At 54.9% G+C, this 17,025-nt stretch carries 16 protein-coding genes; 10 read left to right on the forward strand and 6 right to left on the reverse strand.

Annotated features, from left to right (window positions below; genetic code table 11):
- Positions 1-24: 24 nt before the first annotated feature.
- Complete coding sequence (locus GOX61_RS01955; RefSeq protein WP_254436718.1) at positions 25-414, reverse strand: nuclear transport factor 2 family protein; 390 nt, start codon at positions 412-414, stop codon at positions 25-27.
- Between the two features lie 629 nt (positions 415-1,043).
- Here GOX61_RS01955 and GOX61_RS01960 point away from each other — a divergent pair.
- From GOX61_RS01960 to GOX61_RS01985, 6 genes are all read left to right on the forward strand, one after another.
- The gene (locus GOX61_RS01960) at positions 1,044-1,721 is read left to right on the forward strand and encodes an SOS response-associated peptidase (RefSeq protein WP_170330852.1); all 678 of its coding nucleotides are present in this window, start codon (positions 1,044-1,046) and stop codon (positions 1,719-1,721) included.
- 220 nt (positions 1,722-1,941) lie between these two features.
- Positions 1,942-2,364: a DUF2852 domain-containing protein gene (locus GOX61_RS01965; protein WP_170330854.1), complete on the forward strand. Its 423-nt coding sequence runs from the start codon at positions 1,942-1,944 to the stop codon at positions 2,362-2,364.
- Positions 2,365-2,439: 75 nt separating this feature from the next.
- Positions 2,440-2,871 carry an RDD family protein gene (locus GOX61_RS01970; protein ID WP_170330856.1) on the forward strand — a complete coding sequence of 144 codons (432 nt, stop codon included), beginning with the start codon at positions 2,440-2,442 and terminating at the stop codon, positions 2,869-2,871.
- Positions 2,872-2,947: 76 nt separating this feature from the next.
- Positions 2,948-3,772 carry an arginyltransferase gene (locus GOX61_RS01975; RefSeq protein ID WP_155150909.1) on the forward strand — a complete coding sequence of 275 codons (825 nt, stop codon included), beginning with the start codon at positions 2,948-2,950 and terminating at the stop codon, positions 3,770-3,772.
- Positions 3,773-3,778: 6 nt separating this feature from the next.
- On the forward strand, positions 3,779-4,168 hold the full coding sequence (locus GOX61_RS01980; protein WP_170330858.1) for a VOC family protein: 390 nt from the start codon (positions 3,779-3,781) through the stop codon (positions 4,166-4,168).
- A 269-nt stretch (positions 4,169-4,437) separates the two neighbouring features.
- Positions 4,438-5,793 (forward strand): dicarboxylate/amino acid:cation symporter, encoded by a 1,356-nt coding sequence (locus GOX61_RS01985; protein ID WP_254436720.1) that lies wholly within the window; start codon positions 4,438-4,440, stop codon positions 5,791-5,793.
- Positions 5,794-5,849: 56 nt separating this feature from the next.
- Here the strand turns inward: GOX61_RS01985 and GOX61_RS01990 are convergent, their stop codons facing one another.
- The 3 genes from GOX61_RS01990 to GOX61_RS02000 form a co-directional block, all read right to left on the reverse strand.
- On the reverse strand, positions 5,850-8,204 hold the full coding sequence (locus GOX61_RS01990) for a TRAP transporter large permease subunit (RefSeq protein ID WP_170330862.1): 2,355 nt from the start codon (positions 8,202-8,204) through the stop codon (positions 5,850-5,852).
- A 17-nt stretch (positions 8,205-8,221) separates the two neighbouring features.
- Positions 8,222-9,148, reverse strand: a complete 927-nt coding sequence (locus GOX61_RS01995; RefSeq protein WP_170330863.1) for a TRAP transporter small permease subunit — start codon at positions 9,146-9,148, stop codon at positions 8,222-8,224.
- Between the two features lie 121 nt (positions 9,149-9,269).
- Positions 9,270-10,352: a TRAP transporter substrate-binding protein gene (locus tag GOX61_RS02000; RefSeq protein WP_155150923.1), complete on the reverse strand. Its 1,083-nt coding sequence runs from the start codon at positions 10,350-10,352 to the stop codon at positions 9,270-9,272.
- Positions 10,353-10,599: 247 nt separating this feature from the next.
- Between GOX61_RS02000 and GOX61_RS02005 the strand changes: the two genes are divergently transcribed.
- Both GOX61_RS02005 and GOX61_RS02010 read left to right on the forward strand, forming a co-directional pair.
- Complete coding sequence (locus GOX61_RS02005; protein ID WP_170330865.1) at positions 10,600-12,033, forward strand: cache domain-containing protein; 1,434 nt, start codon at positions 10,600-10,602, stop codon at positions 12,031-12,033.
- Positions 12,030-12,677, forward strand: a complete 648-nt coding sequence (locus GOX61_RS02010) for a response regulator transcription factor (RefSeq protein ID WP_155150930.1) — start codon at positions 12,030-12,032, stop codon at positions 12,675-12,677. The genes GOX61_RS02005 and GOX61_RS02010 overlap by 4 nt, the downstream gene beginning before the upstream one ends.
- A 7-nt stretch (positions 12,678-12,684) precedes the next feature.
- Here GOX61_RS02010 and GOX61_RS02015 read toward each other — a convergent pair whose 3' ends face one another.
- The gene (locus tag GOX61_RS02015; RefSeq protein WP_170330867.1) at positions 12,685-13,065 is read right to left on the reverse strand and encodes a bleomycin resistance protein; all 381 of its coding nucleotides are present in this window, start codon (positions 13,063-13,065) and stop codon (positions 12,685-12,687) included.
- 47 nt (positions 13,066-13,112) lie between these two features.
- Entirely contained in the window at positions 13,113-13,958 is an 846-nt protein-coding gene (locus tag GOX61_RS02020; protein WP_170330869.1) for a HalD/BesD family halogenase, read from the reverse strand.
- Positions 13,959-14,380: 422 nt separating this feature from the next.
- Between GOX61_RS02020 and GOX61_RS02025 the strand changes: the two genes are divergently transcribed.
- A complete protein-coding gene (locus GOX61_RS02025) occupies positions 14,381-16,132 on the forward strand; it encodes an acetolactate synthase 3 large subunit (RefSeq protein WP_170330871.1) in 1,752 nt (583 codons plus the stop codon).
- Positions 16,133-16,198: 66 nt separating this feature from the next.
- Complete coding sequence (ilvN, locus tag GOX61_RS02030; RefSeq protein WP_155150935.1) at positions 16,199-16,759, forward strand: acetolactate synthase small subunit; 561 nt, start codon at positions 16,199-16,201, stop codon at positions 16,757-16,759.
- Positions 16,760-17,025 lie beyond the last annotated feature (266 nt).

Here is a 17,025-nt window from a genome sequence, read left to right on the forward strand (position 1 = left end):
CACGGCGTCAATGGGACAAACCTATCACTTGGCCTCTGTCGGAGTATCCTGACTGAAACTGTTGATCCAAACGCCGAGGCGACGCTCCCAAAGTGAAGAGATCAGCATCGCCTCCCACTCGGCCGCATCCGGCCTTTGATAATCTGCGCGGTAGGAAAGCAACACGATATCAGGTGACAGCACCCTTAGCTTGGTCTCGCTGAGTTCAAATCTGGCCATAGTCGGCGCATCAGCAAATTGACCCACATGATCGTCTCGGTTTGCAAACCCTGTCGGGTAAACCCCCAGAAAGTCCGGGCTTAGCAATGCACGGTCTGCCTCTGCATTCCCTTCAACCAACGCTGTCCACACCTTCTTCTCGAGTGTCAGGATCTCATCAAGCGTAGGGGCGGTCTTGTTTTCTGTATTTTCCATAGTCGGAATGTAGTTTGACATTTGTTTTTAAAGATACCCAGAAGAGCCCGGAGCGATCCGGATAAATGCGGATGAGCGGTTAAGAAAGGTGTTCACAAAAAGCTCCGGCAGAATAAGTTCATGTAACCCTAGTGCTTTTCAAACAGCGTTAAAACAAGGTTTCATCTGCAAATCTTGATTTCATTGACACACAAGCCTGCAAATGAACCAGCATCGCAAACGCGTTATGTAATGAAGGCCGTCCTCGCGCTATGGCTCGAACATAAGACGTGAGGCGGCACGATCATAGGATACTTTGAAGGCCATCGAGTTACTCACGAACTCGCCATGATACCCGGTAACTTCAAAACGGTTTTTCACCGGTGGGTGTATTTGCCCGACATACCGTTCGAAATTTCATTTGAATCGACCTCTGCCTAACCAGCTAAAACACTTAAACCGCCTCATTCCCCAGAATTGCAAACAAGACTGTCAGGTCGGACAAGCATTTTAGGGGATGGGGACCTTGATGCGACGGATCGAGAGCCGATCCAGACGACAATGATGTACAACAACGTCGCCCCGACAATCTAAGTACTTTATTTTGCCGTTTACTTGTTCCAATTACCCAATCCGCCTAACCTTCTCCCATGTGTGGAAAATTTGCAGCCGGCCATCTGACACAGCGACAAATGCTGGCGATTATGGAGGCCCTTCTTTATGGAAAAGTCTCCCCTCACCTTCCCGAGCAATTGCCATCAGGAGGTTTCAACATATCGCCAACCGACCAGGTCAGCATGATCCGCTGGGATGGTGATTGTGCGGAAATTACATCGGCGCGTTGGCAAATCAAAGATCCCCGCAGTCGGAAGCCTCTGATCAATTCAAAAATCGAAAACGTCAGTTTCTGGAAGGACTATTGGGACAACGGGCGCTGTCTCGTACCAGCCCTTGGCTACTATGAATGGCCAAAGGGCCAGGGTCACGATTGTCCCGTGTTTATCTCTGTTAAAAGCAACTCACCCACGATGTTCTTTGCGGGCTTCTACCGGACAGAAGATGGAGGCCACAGTTGCAGCATAATGACCCGCAATCCCAGCTCTCAGATCGCACATATCCATAATCGAATGCCGGTCATTCTGACGCCTGAAGAAATTGAAGATTGGCTAACAGGCGTCATCACTCCGCAGGACGCACAAGTGACACTTGGTACGAAATACGAAGGTCGATTTGAGCATCATACCGTAAAGCCAATCAAGCCGGGCGCAAACGGTGAAGAACTAATATCCCCCTACGACCCCCCCATCCAAACCGGTTTCGACTTCTAGATTTCTCAAAACTGTCTTGCTGCAAACACTGGTGTCAGAGTTTGAGAGAACCTGTTTCGAGTTCAACGGTAAATTCGACACATCCTGCCTTTTCGCCTGCCGATCAAACATCTTGCATTCGGCCAAATGTAAATCTTTTTCACATACACCCCTTGCAACCAGTCCAAGGCTTCCCATCTAGACAATGTGAAAGGAATTTACATCAACCTGGAGAACCCCAATGACCGCATTGTCCGAACACACCGTCCCAGAAAATCCGGGATGGCTTCACCGTTGTGAAGCCTGGCTAGACAGCAAGGGCAAAGGCGCCTGGATTGCCGCCATGGTCCTTGGCTTTATCTTTTTCTGGCCTATCGGCCTGGCCTTTCTTGCCTATATGATCTGGAGCAAACGCATGTTCAGCAAATCCTGCAGCCACCGCAAATCCTGGCAGAGCCACATGAGCGCCATGAAGCCGTCAGGCAACAGCGCGTTTGATGCCTATAAGGCCGACACGCTGGCACGGTTGGAGCGTGAACAGCAGGAGTTCGAATCCTTCCTGCGTCGTCTGCGCGAAGCTAAAGACAAAGCCGAATTCGACCAGTTCATGGACGAACGCGCCCGCGACAACCAGAATGAGGCCGAGTCGGGCAATCCTGCCTGACCTGCCCAAGACAACTTTGCCCTGCCCCGCATCCCGGGTCAGGGCCTTTGACACCCATCACCTGGACTTCATGAAATGAACCATTTGCCTGACCCTGATCGCCAACCGGAGTTTTATCAATCTGTGGCGATCAAACGCTTTATTGCCTGGTTGTTTGATATCGCCTTTATCTCACTACTTTGCACAGTCGCCATTGTGCTGACCTTTGGGCTCGGGTTCTTTATCCTCGCGCTGATCTATATGGTCGTCAGCTTTGTGTATCGCGTTGTGACAATCGCGAACGGGTCAGCCACGCTGGGCATGCGTTTCATGGGGATCGAGTTGCGCGATGCGTTTGGCGCGCGAATGGATACCGGTAAAGCGGTTGCCCATACGGCCGGGTATTTCGTCAGCATGGCCTTCCCCGTTATCCAGATCATTTCAGTGATCATGATGCTGACCAGCGCCCGTTGTCAGGGCCTGACAGACGCCTTCCTTGGCACTGTGATGATCAATCAGCGCGCATAAGCCAGTCTTGAAGTGAATCACTTGGCGCGTCCCGGAACGGTTGCTATCATCCGTTCCGAGGAAACACGGGACCTTCATGCGACACACGCTGCCAATAGCGCCACAGTTCTATGTGACGGCTCCACAACCCTGCCCTTACCTTGAAGGCAGGATGGAGCGTAAGCTATTCACCGCCTTGCAGGGTGAAGGCGCGGATCAGCTGAACAATTCGCTGTCGCAACAAGGGTTTCGTCGATCCCAGAATGTCCTTTACCGCCCGTCCTGCACCGATTGCGCCGCCTGTTTGTCGGCGCGCATCGACGTCTCGGCCTTCCGCCCAACCAAAAGCCAGAAACGCGCGGCCAAACGCAATTCGTATCTGGAGCGGCGCGCCACATCGCCCTGGGCGACGGACGACCAATATGAACTGTTTCGACGTTATCTGGACGCCCGGCACGCCGATGGCGGTATGGCAGATATGGATGTGTTCGAGTTCGCTGCAATGATCGAAGAGACGCCGATCCGCAGTCGTGTAGTGGAATACGCAGATCCTGAAACCGGAAACTTGATTGCGGTCAGCCTGACCGACGTTCTGGATGACGGGCTGAGCATGGTCTACTCATTTTATGACCCGCAGCAGCCGCAAAGCTCGCTGGGTACCTACATGATCCTTGATCACATCGATATCGCGCGGGAGGCAGGTCTGCCTTACATCTATCTCGGCTACTGGGTGCCGGGCAGCCCGAAAATGGGCTACAAAGCCAAGTTCTCGGGCCTCGAAGCCTATGTGCAGGGTGAGTGGCAAAGCATCAAAGACCCGGATGAGTTTGCCGAAACGGCTCAGCATCCGCTGTCGTCCCCTCCGATTGCCGAGCAGGTTGCCAATATCCAACTTCCGGATCGGCATCCGACCAAAGGATAAATTCCCATGCAGCAGAACCTTCATGCGGTCACCCTCGTGGTGCCGGATTACGATGACGCCATCGCATTTTACACCCAAACGCTGAGCTTTGAGCTAACGCAGGACATCGATCTGGGTGGTGGCAAACGATGGGTTCGGTTGAGCCCAAAGGGATCAAGCGGGGCGTCCCTGCTGATCGCCAAGGCAGACGGAGAAGAACAGCAATCCGCCATCGGCAATCAAACCGGTGGCCGCGTCGGATTCTTCCTCGAAACGGATGATTTTCAGCGGGATCACGCGGCCATGGTTGCAAATGGCGTTCAATTCGAGGAACAGCCCAGACACGAGCCATATGGCACTGTGGCAGTTTGGCGCGATCCATTTGGAAACCGCTGGGATCTGATTCAGTTCGCGTAACTGGCAACCACCTGAAATAAATCACATATTCACAGCCCTACAGCACGCGCCGATCAATAGCTTAGGCTGAAACTAGGCGCTTGTTTTTGGTGATCGCGCTCAGCGGAGAGTTGAAAACTGACGCTGGGTCACCAGATATCGCTGACCTCGTGCACTGTTGCACCGAGCGGGAATTCAGCGGCCACAGCCGTTTGACATCATTGAATTATCGATTGCAGCAACGGGTCCCCGGCCCGTCGCTTTGGTATTATTTTGGGGGAAAGCAAATGATGTACGCCACGCGTAAACTGCTTGCGGCAAACCTGACGACACAAATCCTGGTTGCCCTGGTTGTGGGAACCGTTCTTGGATTGATACTGAACTATTGGAGCTATCCGTTTCTCGAGAACAATCTGGTAAATGGTCTGTTCGGTATGATCGGCCAGATGTTTCTGAATGCGCTTCAGATGTTGGTAGTGCCTCTGGTCGTCTTTTCTCTGCTTTGCGGCGTCATCGGTATCGGTGACATCAGAGTATTAGGGCGCGTAGGTGGGCTGACGTTCGTTACCTATCTGGCAACAACTGCGTTGGCCGTAACCACCGCATTGGTGTTTGCCAGCCTGATTGGTCCCGGCACCGGATTTTCGGGAATGCACCTTGCTGATCAGAACGTCGCTGTGGCGTCTCAACAAACCGCGTGGGACATACTTGCAAACATCATTCCCAAGAACCCGGTGCATGCACTGGCGAACGGTGAGATGCTGCAGATCATCTTTTATGTCGTCGTGGTTGGCGTTGCCGTCCTGATGATCGGCAGCAAAGCCAAAGCGTTTGTTCAAGGATGTGAATTCATGAACGAACTGGCGATGAAGATTGTCGAAATCGTCATGGCCTTTGCGCCGATCGGTGTCTTCTGCCTGATCGCCAGAACCTTTGCCCTTGAAGGATTCAGCCTGTTCGCACCGGTCATCGGTTATCTGACAACAATCAGCCTGACGCTGGTCTTCCACCTTTGTGTAACGCTGATGGTGCTGCTTTATGCATTTACAGGACTGAACCCACGCATGTTCATGCGCAAGATGCGCTCAGCTCAGGTCTTCGCGTTTTCAACCTCCAGCTCGAACGCAACGATCCCGGCCAGCATGCAATGCGTGACACAGCGCGTTGGTGTTGACCGTTCGGTCGCGTCTTTCGGTATTCCGCTGGGGGCAACGATCAACATGGATGGAACCGCCATCATGCATGGTGTCGCGACAGTGTTTCTGGCCAATGTCTACGGCATCGATTTAGGTCTGGGCGGATATCTGACGGTGATCTCTATCTCGGTTCTGGCGTCCATTGGTACGGCTGGGGTGCCGGGCGTCGGCATGGTCATGCTGGCCATGGTGTTGAACCAGCTTGGGATGCCACTTGAAGGGATCGCCATCATTCTGGCGGTTGACCGGATCGTAGACATGATGCGGACTGTCGTGAATGTCACCGGAGACGCGGTAGTTACCACGATCGTCGCGCAAAGGGTCGGTAAGATGGACCATTCTGTCTTCAACGACCCGAACGCAGGCACACTGGATGTCACCCATCTGGAGATCGATCACGGTGCAGAGCGTGAGTTCGCCAAACTAACCCACGCAAAAACCGACGTCTGAAACGAAAAACCGGAGGCCATTTGGCCTCCGGTTGTGTCTTGTTGCTATGCGATCTCTTAATTCGGGATCAGATCCGGAACGATCGTTACGATCGTTGGGAAGAACCAAAGGATCGCAATACCGACCACCTGAATGATCACGAACGGGATGATACCTCTGTAGATGTGGCCCGTCGTGACCTCTTTGGGTGCCACCCCGCGCAAGTAGAACAGGGCAAACCCGAACGGTGGCGTGAGGAACGATGTCTGCAGGTTCACTGCAACCATGATGGTGACCCACTTCGGATCGAACGACCCGCCATAGATCACCGGACCAACAATCGGGATCACGATGTAGATGATCTCGAGGAAGTCCAGCACAAAGCCCAGAATGAACAGCACCAGCATCACGATCAGGAAGACCGTGAACTCGTTGTCAAAGCTCTTCAGGAACTGCTGGATGTAATGCTCACCACCAAACGAAATCACCACAAGATTCAGAAGCTGTGATCCGATCAGGATGGTGAACACCATCGATGTCACCTTGGCGGTCTCGCGTACCACAGGTGTCAGGACACCACTGGCAAACAGGATCCAGCATCCGAACAGCAAGCCGAACAGCGCATAGAGATACGCCGCATAGGCAAGAACGAATGCCACCCAGGTCTCGAACGTAACGCCACCCTGATTGATGCGCAGATCAAAGTTCACACCCAACAGCAGACAGATGATGACTGCGAAGGTCGACCAGATGATCACTTTGCCGGAACGGCCCTCATCCTGCAGCTTGCGATAGGCGGCCAGCATGATCGCACCACCCGCACCCAGCGCAGCGGCCGGTGTCGGGTTGGTGATACCACCAAGGATCGAGCCCAAGACCGCGATGATCAGAACCAGTGGCGGGAAGACCACCCGGATCAGATCATTTGTGGCGCATCGAGCCGCAGCCTCTTTGCACCCGTACAGCGCAATCGCAAACGGTATCGCCAGTAACAGGAACGTCACACCCGAAGATGTTGTTGGCGCGACAAGCAAGGTATCGACAAGCAAGACAAGCAACAGGCCAATAGCACCAAGGATCAAAGGCTGCATCGGGCGCGAGGGTGCGATACCCCGACCCAGAACCAGCGTCAGAGCCAGCAGTACAACTGTCACGGCCACGCCGGTGCCAATCGGAGCAGCTGCCGCGATCTTGGCCTCACGTTCAGCCGCGATCTCCTCTTCGCTCAGACGCTGAGCCTGTGACACACCGCCTGCCTCGTCAATCGCTTCCTGCTCGGCCACGGCCTGATCCCAGGCAGACTGACCATGCAGTTCGATCATCGAAGCCTGACACTCAGCCGAGACATTGGTGCGAAGCGACGCGCCCTGCCCGACATCGGAAAAGCCCGATACTGCGATGTTCTGACTACCGATCACACCGACACTGCCCAGCAGGAAGGCACCAGCAATCAGAGCAACCGGTGCACCCAGCAGCCAAGTCAGACCTTCCGCGCGGGTAATCGGCTCACCCGTGCCACCCGACATTGCAACCGCAGGCGCCTTGTCCGGGTTCAGCAGTGCATAGCCAAACGCATAAAGCGCATAGAGCAACGCGAGCATGATCCCCGGCAGCAGAGCCGCCTGGAACAGCGTTCCGACCGAAACCACGGCAGGCTCACCCAGATAGGTCAGCGCGTCGGTACACCCTGCCTCAACCGCGCGGGTTTCCTGTGCGGTCGAATAGAGGTCACCGGCAAGCGTACCCAGCAGAACGATAACAATGGACGGTGGAATGATCTGGCCCAACGTGCCCGATGCTGCGATGACACCCGTCGCCAGTTCAGGCGAGTAGTTGTTGCGCAGCATGGTCGGTAGCGCGAGCAAGCCCATGGTTACAACGGTGGCACCCACGATCCCGGTCGAGGCTGCAAGAAACGCGCCCACGACCACAATCGACACGGCCAAACCACCCGGCAGCGGGCCAAAGACGCGCGCCATTGTAGTCAGCAGATCGTTTGCAATCTTCGAGCGCTCCAGCGTGATGCCCATCAGGACAAACATCAGCACCGCCAGCAGGGTCTCAATCGACTGGCCCGCCAGAACACGTTCATTCATACGGTTAACGATGAACGACACGTTGCGGTCCAGAGCGGTTTCCCAACCCGATGCAAAAACCGGCTCTGCGATCCTTGGCAAATCCGGGTATCGGAACACGGATATCGTGTCGGGTTTGATGCCCGAGTTCACTACATCCCTATAGGCTTGCGAACCGGTATCGATCGCCTGATGGATCAACAATCCGGCGCTGTCCAACGCCGCGATGATCCCGAACGAGATAATCCCTGCGCCACCGATGGCAAAGGCCACCGGAAAGCCGGATAGGATGCCCCCGAAGAGGCAGAAAAATACGATAATGAGGCCTATTTCGACGCCATCAAGTCCGAATAACATAGTCTGGGTCTCCGTCCCTAATGTGCGCCTTCGTAGGCTTCTTCGCCCTCGCCAAGGCTGTCCTTGTCGAGGTATTTTCCAACGCTTTCAGGTCCTTCCACGTACTCCAGATAGGATCGGTACAGGAATGCGATTGCGTGAAGGAAAACCATCGCCGCGAATGCAACCAGCAGGATCTTGAACAGGAAATAGCCATTAAAGCCGTTGGGGCTGAAACCGATGGTTTCGACGTTCCAGCGCAAGGCGCGGGATTTCATCACCAACCGATCCAGTGTGTCGCTTGCCGAAGGCTTTGGCACGATCAGGTGCCGCCACATGAAGTACCAGCCGTACATCCAGGTCAGCACCGCCATTGGCATCATGAACAGTACCGAACCCAGCATATCCACCACACGCTTGGCCTTGTGGCTGATACCTGCATAGATCAGGTCAACACGAACATGCCCGCCCTGTACGAATGTGTAGGTACAGCAAAGGCAAACGACCATTGCGTTATAGAGCTTCAGTTCCTCAGCGTACCAGCTGATGTCCATCTGGACCGGAATACCCAGCCCGAACGACATGTCGGGGCGCGCGAATACGCGCTGCATGAATACGATGACGATCTGCTGAATCACCATCAGCAAACCTGCCCAGGCAAAGAAACGCCCGGTTGTGTTCGCGAACGCCTCAAGGCCCCGCACCATGCCCCACATAAAGTTCCGGTAATAGAGGCCAATGGCCGTCAGAACCAGAAACAGCGTGAAGATCACGAAGAAAAACTCGACCGATCCGCCATAATAGACAAAGCGCATGATGGCTTCTTTGTCCGACCAGTTCAGCCAGAGCTGCGGATGCGTGATGGCGTATCCGAAATTATAGAATGCTTCGGCGATGTTCTGAACGAACCAGACCAGTCCGTTCCACAGGGCGCCGAAGAAGGAGATACCGTTATCGTCCTGCATGTTGTCCCCAGGTCGCATCAGTTGCAATGCTGATTATAGCGGCTTTGTCCAATCCGCGCATTTGCAACAGGAAAGGTTCCCCCGCACAGGCGGGGAAACCAATTGATCGTATTGAATGTGATTAGCCGCGTACGCGGTTACGCTGGGCCGTGTAGATGCCCGAAGACTGGTCCAGCCAGCCTGCCGAAGACGCCGACGACGCCATGTGGCTGTCGTGGATCTTCTTGAACAGCTCATCGCCCATGTTTTCGTCCAGAACTTCCTGGCTGGCTGCGCCGAACGCATCCCAGACGCTGTCCGGGAATTCCATAACCTTGACGCCACCCGACTGCAGACGCTGCAGGGCCGCACCATTGTTGGCCAGGAATTGAGCCAGGTTCCACTGGTGGCATTCAGCCGCCGCGATCTCAATGATCTTCTGCTGTGCGGGTGTCAGGCTTTCAAAGACGTCGCGGTTGGTTGCCAGCGACAGACCTGCGTTCGGCTCGTGGAAACCAGCGGTGTAGTACACTTTGGTGATTTCCTGGAAGCCGGCTTTCTCGTCGGCCCACGGACCGATCCACTCGGTTCCGTCGATCGCTCCGGACGACAGCGCCTGATACACTTCCGAACCCGGGATGTTCTGAACAGATGCGCCCAGTTTACCCAGAGCTTTACCACCCAGACCCGGCATACGGAACTTCAGACCGTTGAAGTCTTCGGGGCTGTTGATCTCTTTCGAGTACCAGCCACCTGCCTGCGCGCCGGTGTTACCTGCCAGGAACGATTTCAGACCAAAGATCTGGCCCAGCTCGTCATGCAGCTCCATGCCGCCGTCCTGGTAGTACCAATTCACCATTTCCTGAGCGGTCATACCGAACGGAACAGCAGTAAAGAAGGCATAGCCTGGGTGCTGACCAACAAAGTAGTAGTCAGCCGCATGATACATGTCCGCCTGGCCCGATGATACGGCGTCGAATACTTCGAACGCGCCAACCAGCTCACCAGCTGCCTTGATGTCAACGGTCAGGCTGCCATCCGACATAGCATTGATGCTGTCGGCGCAACGCTGCGCGCTGTCAAATACCCCAGCCAGGCCACGGCCCCACGAGGTAACCATAGTCAGCGTGCGGTTACCCTGCGCGTATGCCGGTGCCGCCAGAGCGGTCGCCGCCGCGGCCGAGCCGCCCAGTGCTGACGTTTTCAGAAACTTACGACGATCCATATGAGTGATCCTCCCCTACATATTCAGTACCCGGACTCCTCCGGGCTTAGTCGTTTCAGTGCGCGCCAGCCTAATGACGAGGATGTGAATGTGAATACCTAGTACTGCGTAGAGGACGGGCTTTTTTCAGCTTTCCGGATAATTATTAGCCTCAATTTCAAGCCTGAACCCGAATTCTCAAGGCTTTACCGCACTAAAATGCCCATTCTTTTTGCAATTATCCCTCGGCTTGCGTATCGATTCGACCATGAGGGGATTCCGAAATCTGGTCTCACTGACCTACGCACAGAAGCTGTCACTGGTGGCCGCCCTACCGCTGGTCGTGGCTGTGGCGGCAATTGCACTGTTGGTGACATATGAATCTCGGGCCACAGCCGAGCGTGAGATTCAGGCCCTCGAGCGTCGTCTGATCGAGGCCAAGAAAGAAGAGTTGCGCAACTACGTTACTCAGGCACGCAACGGTTTCGCCTATATCTATGGTCGCGCCGCCCCAAATGATGAGATCGCGCAGAACCTCGTGAAACAAATCCTCTCGGCAATGATCTATGGCAAGGATGGTTTTTTCTTTGTCTATGACTATGAGGGAAATAATCTGGTCAGCCCGCGCCAGACCGAGTTCATCAACCGCAACTGGGAAGGCTTGACCGACAGCGATGGCACGCCCGTCGTAAACGAATTCATTCGTCTCGCCCGTCAGGGTGCCGGTTGGCACAGCTTCATGTGGCAAAAGCCCTCGACCGGGGAAGAGGCGCAGATGATTGCATATGTCGTGGGACTGCAGGACTGGCGCTGGGTGGTCGGGACAGGTGTCTTTATCGACGACATTGTGGCCACCGTTGCCAATGCCCGGGCCGAGGTTGAGGCGCGCGTACAGCGTACTTTCATGTATATTGGCGGGATTGTTTTGGCGGCGGTTCTGATCGTCTTTACCTCGGGTATGTTACTGAACATCCGCGAACGCCGCTTGGCGGATGCCAAACTCAAGGAACTAACCCAGCGTGTTTTCGATGCGCAGGAGGAAGAGCGTGGTCGCGTGGCCCGCGAGTTGCACGATGGGATCAGCCAGATACTGGTTGGTGTCCGTTATGCGCTGGATAACACTCGCCGCCGCTTGTCCCGCGGCGACGATGATGGCGCACGTGATCCGTTGGACAAAGGGATCGAGCATCTGGGCACCGCTATTACCGAGGTTCGCCGTATCAGCCGAGACCTGCGCCCTGGTGTTCTGGATGATCTGGGTCTTGGCCCCGCCCTCAAGGCGCTGACCGATGATTTCAGGGAACGCACCGGAATTGAAACCGAATTCACCACCGTTGTTTTCCGCAACCGTCTGGATCAGGACAGCAAGATCGCTCTTTACCGTATTGCGCAAGAGGCGCTGACGAATATCGAACGCCATTCCGGCGCAACTCGTGTTACCATTGACCTGCGCGGCCACAAGAAAGGTGCAACCATGCGGATCACGGACAATGGCCGCGGATTGCGCACCGGACCAAACCGATCAGGCAGCGGCATTGGGCTTCGCAACATGCAGGAGCGCATCGAACAGCTTGACGGCTCCCTGCGCATTCTGTCATCACGCGGCGCGCAAAGTGGCACTGTGATCGAGGCCAGTTTGCCGCTTAGCCACTTGCTGCCACCGCAGGAAGACGCAACACCGAAACGAAAGGCCGGTTCATGAGTTCCAATACGATCCGTGTCCTGATCGTCGACGACCACCCCATGGTTGCCGAAGGCATTCAGTCAATCCTGGAAAGCTATGACGAAATCGAAGTCGTCGGTACGCTCAGTAACGGTCAGGAAGCAGTAGATCAGGCGAACCTCCTACAGCCGGATGTCATTTTAATGGATCTGAACATGCCCGGACTGGGTGGTCTGAGCGCGACCGAGCTCATCCTCGAACGGCTGCCGGACACCCGTGTTCTGATCCTGTCCATGCATGACAGCCCGGAGTACATTTCTACGGCTCTTAGCCACGGTGCGAGAGGTTACATTCTGAAGGACGTACAGACCGAGGAAATCAAACAGGCGATCGACGCCGTGATGCAGGGTGAGCGTTACCTTTGCACTGGCGCCAGTGGCTCACTTGAACCCAAAGGCGACAGCGCGCGCGAGGCTCTTACAGGGCGTGAACAAACCATTCTCTTGGAGCTTGCACAGGGTAAATCCAATAAAGAGGTTGCTCTGGCCCTGGATATTTCAGTGCGAACCGTTGAGACCCATCGCAAGAACATCAAACGTAAACTTGGCATTTCCTCGACCGCAGGCCTGACACGATACGCCATGGAACATGGCATGCTGCAAGGCACTGGTGTCGGTTTTTAGTTCGACCTCAACGTGGCCGAATATCTTCTCCAAAGAATATAAGCGTGCCATCTTCATCGAGCACGTGGAACTCGCGTTGCAGATAGGGTTGGTCAAACGGTGCGCGTACGCGACCTTCGGGCAGATCGTCCAACCCCGAACGTAGTTGTTCGTACAACTCATCGATCCCTTCTACATCAATGTAAAAGGAATGCTCATCCCCAAGGGGTCGGCCATCTGCACGCGGCGGACACTCAAGCAAGCGAATGGCAACCGATCCCAAAGATAGGAAAGCATAGTTGTCCTGCGTGAAACCACAGTTGAAGCCCAATCGATCGCAGTAAAAGTCGATCTGCTTCTTCAAAGATGAGCACAAAACAAAAGGTGTGAGTTGCAATATCTGTGACACGCTGAATCTCCTGTTTGAAACAGCGCTATCTTACCGGTCAAAGCCGTTCAATCCAGCAACTGGTCTTTCCTCAGCCCCTCACGTTCATAATGATGAGGCAGCACTCGCCCATAAAGTTGTCTGGTCCGCTCCACCCCGCCACACATGCCCTCTGCTTCAACGAATGAAAAAATGCCGACATATCGTCTGCGGTCACCTTTGACCGGCGCGACACGATGTAGAGAATATCGCCCCCTGAAAATCTGCAGATCACCGGGCTGCAGCTCTAGTTGCCTGACACGTGCCATGTTTCCGTCAAGGATCGAAGCGACCGCATCAAAATTCTCGTCCTCAGTGCTGCGCAGATTGGGTGCATATTCAAACGCCCCACCCTCTTCGCCATTCTGAATCGCAAGTGTCACGGTGTAGTTGTTTGTGTCGAAGTGCCAGGGGAAGCCCTGCCCTTCTTCGACCACGTTGATAATCACATCAGCCAGCGGATCATCGTATCTAAAGAACCGATCCTCATCTTCTCCCAATGCTTCGCGAATGAAAGGCAGAAAGCCTTCAAACTCGTAGATCCTGCGCAGCGGACCGGAAGCTGGAAAATTGTCAGCGGGCACAAACGCGTTTGAACGGTCACAAAAGCGGCGGATTGGATGCGCGATCCCAAAACGCGGATCGTCTTTGGTGAAATAGGCATTGGTACGGTTGAAAGACCGGTGCGCTTTGGGCGCGACAGTGTCAGCCTCCTGCAACAACAGCTCGATACCGGTTTCATGAACAAAGCCGGGCAGAACCGCGCATCCGTCCTGATCCAACTCGCGCTTCAAATCTTCGATCATCCTGTCATACGCCGGTGAGTCCGGCCGATCGATCGGATACCGCCCAAGATCTACCAGATCGTGTAACATGTTCCGCCTCCCTTGTTTGCGCTCTCAGGTTTAGCGTGACGCAGACAGGGGCGCCGATCATGCCCGTTTCGGACATCGGCCTGACGCATTCTGACAAGTCAATTCAGTGCCATGAGCACCAAATGCACGATCAAATTCTCGGAAATTCCCGACATGCGTCAATCTGCGCAATAAAATGTCGCAAAATACCGCCCTCAAGATAGAAAATTGGTGCGATTGCCTGTTGACGCCCCTTCCCCCCGCTCATAATGTCCCCTGCAAGCAAAGAGGAGCCTCTGGCGATGAGAACGCTAGTCGTAATCGTAGGAACCACGCGCATGGGCCGGTAACGGTAAACCATAATCGAACCCATGCGCCTCCGAAAATCTCGGGGGCTTTTTTTTGTCAAACGCAAGACACATGTCGCGAACGGAGCAAAGCAGATGACACGTGAGATGACCGGCGCAAAGATGGTTGTTCAAGCCCTCAAGGATCAGGGCGTGGACACAGTATTCGGATACCCCGGCGGCGCCGTGCTACCGATCTATGATGAGATTTTTCTGCAGAACGACATTCGCCACATTCTGGTGCGGCACGAGCAAGGTGCCATCCACGCCGCCGAAGGTTATGCCCGCTCGACCGGAAAGCCCGGCGTTGCGCTTGTTACATCCGGCCCCGGTGCCACCAATGCGGTGACCGGCCTGACGGATGCGTTGCTGGACTCGATCCCGATCGTGGTTCTGACCGGCCAGGTGCCGACCTTTATGATCGGCTCTGATGCATTTCAGGAGGCTGACACAGTTGGCATTACCCGCCCCTGCACCAAGCACAACTGGCTGGTGAAGGATACGGATTCCCTGGCATCTACGCTGCATGAAGCATTTCATGTCGCAACCGCCGGCCGCCCCGGCCCGGTTCTGATCGACATCCCCAAGGATGTGCAGTTCGCCAGCGGTGAATACACGCCACCAAAACCGTCGACTTCGCATTATCAGCCAGCATTGAAAGGCGATCTGGAAGAGATCACCGAGCTTGTTGCCGCTATTGAAACCGCCAAAAAGCCAGTGTTTTACACGGGCGGTGGGGTTATCAACTCGGGTCCCGCCGCAAGCCAGTTGCTGCGCGAACTGGTGGATGCGACTGGGTTCCCAATTACATCGACCCTGATGGGGCTGGGTGCTTATCCTGCGTCGGGTGAAAACTGGTTGGGAATGCTGGGTATGCACGGCCTCTACGAGGCCAACATGGCGATGCATGACTGTGACCTGATGATCAATATCGGCGCGCGGTTCGATGACCGGATCACCGGACGCATCGATGCATTCTCGCCGAACTCGAAAAAGGCGCATATCGACATCGACCCGTCATCGATCAACAAGGTGATCCGGGTGGACATCCCGATTGTTGGCGACGTTGCCCATGTTCTTGAAGATATCCTGAAGGTTTGGAAAGCGCGCGGACGCAAGACAGACGCTGCAAATGTCAAACAGTGGCAAAGCCAGATCGCAGACTGGCGCAAGATCAACTGCCTTGCCTATTCGGAGAACAAGAAGTCGATCAAACCGCAATACGCACTGCAAAGACTTGAGGAACTGACGAAAAAGCATGATCGCTACATCACGACCGAAGTTGGTCAGCACCAGATGTGGGCAGCGCAATACCTGGGCTTTGAAGATCCGAACCGTTGGATGACGTCCGGCGGCCTCGGTACCATGGGGTATGGTTTCCCTGCCTCTATCGGCGTTCAGATGGCTCATCCTGAAGCGCTGGTCATCAACGTGGCCGGTGAAGCATCCTGGCTGATGAACATGCAGGAGATGGGCACCGCAGTACAATACCGTCTGCCGGTGAAACAGTTTATCCTGAACAACGAACGTCTGGGCATGGTGCGCCAGTGGCAGGAACTGTTGCACGGCGAGCGGTATTCGCATTCCTGGTCCGAGGCCCTGCCTGATTTCGTCAAACTTGCCGAAGCGTTCGGTGCCAAAGGTATCATGGTCAGCGACCCCGCCGATCTGGATGATGCGATCATGGAGATGATCAATTATGACGGTCCGGTGATCTTTGACTGTCTGGTTGAAAAGCACGAAAACTGCTTCCCCATGATCCCGTCGGGCAAGGCGCATAACGAAATGCTGCTGGGCGAGGCCGAGACGCAGGGCGTGATCGACTCCAAAGGTTCGGTTCTGGTTTAACAACATTCGTCGGAATTTACCGGGCGCTTGGCGTCCGGCTTTCGCAAGATGATGAAAGGGACGTAAATGTCTGCCCTACATATCAAAAAAGGCTCTACTCGCCATTCCGCCTACAACCTACGCCCTACTTTTTCGGACGTGCAAGAACGCCACACGATCGCCGTTCTCGTTGAAAACGAACCCGGCGTCCTGGCGCGAGTGATTGGTCTGTTCTCGGGCCGAGGTTACAACATCGAAAGCCTGACTGTGGCCGAGGTGGATCATACAGGCCATCTCAGCCGTATCACGATTGTCACCACGGGTACGCCGCAGGTGATCGAGCAGATCAAGGCGCAGCTGGGACGTATCGTTCCGGTTCATGATGTGCACGACCTGACTGTCGAAGGCCCCTCGGTCGAGCGCGAGCTTGCCATCATAAAGGTGGTGGGTGAAGGAGACAAAAGGGTCGAAGCGCTGCGTCTGGCCGATATCTTTCGCGCCAACGTAGTGGACAGCACGCTCAACTCTTTCATCTTTGAAATCACCGGCGCGCCGGACAAGATCGACGCTTTTGCCGATCTGATGCGCCCGCTGGGTCTGGCCGAAGTTGCCAGAACTGGCGTTGCCGCGCTTTTGCGCGGAGACTAAACGACCAACTGCCCCGGTCTGAAAACTGCAATTTGGACCGGGGCTGGCCTGCTTATAAACAGCAGGCACCCGGACAGACGAAACTGCACCGGTCTCTGTCAGTCATAATTGACTGAGCGCATGAAAAAGATCATGCAAAATAACATAAAGCCTATTGCCTTTACTGCCCGGCACGTTAGCTTCGAGCGCGCAATGCGTCGTTTGGCGTGTTCGCTGGGGTCATCTTTACGATTTTTGACTGAAATGCGGCCTTCGGGACCGTATCG

The organism is Ruegeria arenilitoris, from assembly GCF_013030265.1.
In the GTDB taxonomy this organism is placed as follows: domain Bacteria; phylum Pseudomonadota; class Alphaproteobacteria; order Rhodobacterales; family Rhodobacteraceae; genus Ruegeria; species Ruegeria arenilitoris_E.

What these genes read in the sequence shown, in the direction of transcription:
- GOX61_RS01970 (WP_170330856.1), top strand. Translation starts at nt 2,440, where the DNA reads ATGAACCATTTGCCTGACCCTGATCGCCAACCGGAGTTTTATCAATCT.
- GOX61_RS01995 (WP_170330863.1), bottom strand. Translation starts at nt 9,148, where the DNA reads ATGCAGGACGATAACGGTATCTCCTTCTTCGGCGCCCTGTGGAACGGA.
- GOX61_RS01975 (WP_155150909.1), top strand. Translation starts at nt 2,948, where the DNA reads ATGCGACACACGCTGCCAATAGCGCCACAGTTCTATGTGACGGCTCCA.
- GOX61_RS02005 (WP_170330865.1), top strand. Translation starts at nt 10,600, where the DNA reads ATGAGGGGATTCCGAAATCTGGTCTCACTGACCTACGCACAGAAGCTG.
- GOX61_RS02020 (WP_170330869.1), bottom strand. Translation starts at nt 13,958, where the DNA reads ATGTTACACGATCTGGTAGATCTTGGGCGGTATCCGATCGATCGGCCG.
- ilvN (WP_155150935.1), top strand. Translation starts at nt 16,199, where the DNA reads ATGTCTGCCCTACATATCAAAAAAGGCTCTACTCGCCATTCCGCCTAC.
- GOX61_RS01960 (WP_170330852.1), top strand. Translation starts at nt 1,044, where the DNA reads ATGTGTGGAAAATTTGCAGCCGGCCATCTGACACAGCGACAAATGCTG.
- GOX61_RS01990 (WP_170330862.1), bottom strand. Translation starts at nt 8,204, where the DNA reads ATGTTATTCGGACTTGATGGCGTCGAAATAGGCCTCATTATCGTATTT.
- GOX61_RS02000 (WP_155150923.1), bottom strand. Translation starts at nt 10,352, where the DNA reads ATGGATCGTCGTAAGTTTCTGAAAACGTCAGCACTGGGCGGCTCGGCC.
- GOX61_RS01985 (WP_254436720.1), top strand. Translation starts at nt 4,438, where the DNA reads ATGTACGCCACGCGTAAACTGCTTGCGGCAAACCTGACGACACAAATC.
- GOX61_RS01980 (WP_170330858.1), top strand. Translation starts at nt 3,779, where the DNA reads ATGCAGCAGAACCTTCATGCGGTCACCCTCGTGGTGCCGGATTACGAT.
- GOX61_RS01955 (WP_254436718.1), bottom strand. Translation starts at nt 414, where the DNA reads ATGGAAAATACAGAAAACAAGACCGCCCCTACGCTTGATGAGATCCTG.
- GOX61_RS01965 (WP_170330854.1), top strand. Translation starts at nt 1,942, where the DNA reads ATGACCGCATTGTCCGAACACACCGTCCCAGAAAATCCGGGATGGCTT.
- GOX61_RS02010 (WP_155150930.1), top strand. Translation starts at nt 12,030, where the DNA reads ATGAGTTCCAATACGATCCGTGTCCTGATCGTCGACGACCACCCCATG.
- GOX61_RS02025 (WP_170330871.1), top strand. Translation starts at nt 14,381, where the DNA reads ATGACACGTGAGATGACCGGCGCAAAGATGGTTGTTCAAGCCCTCAAG.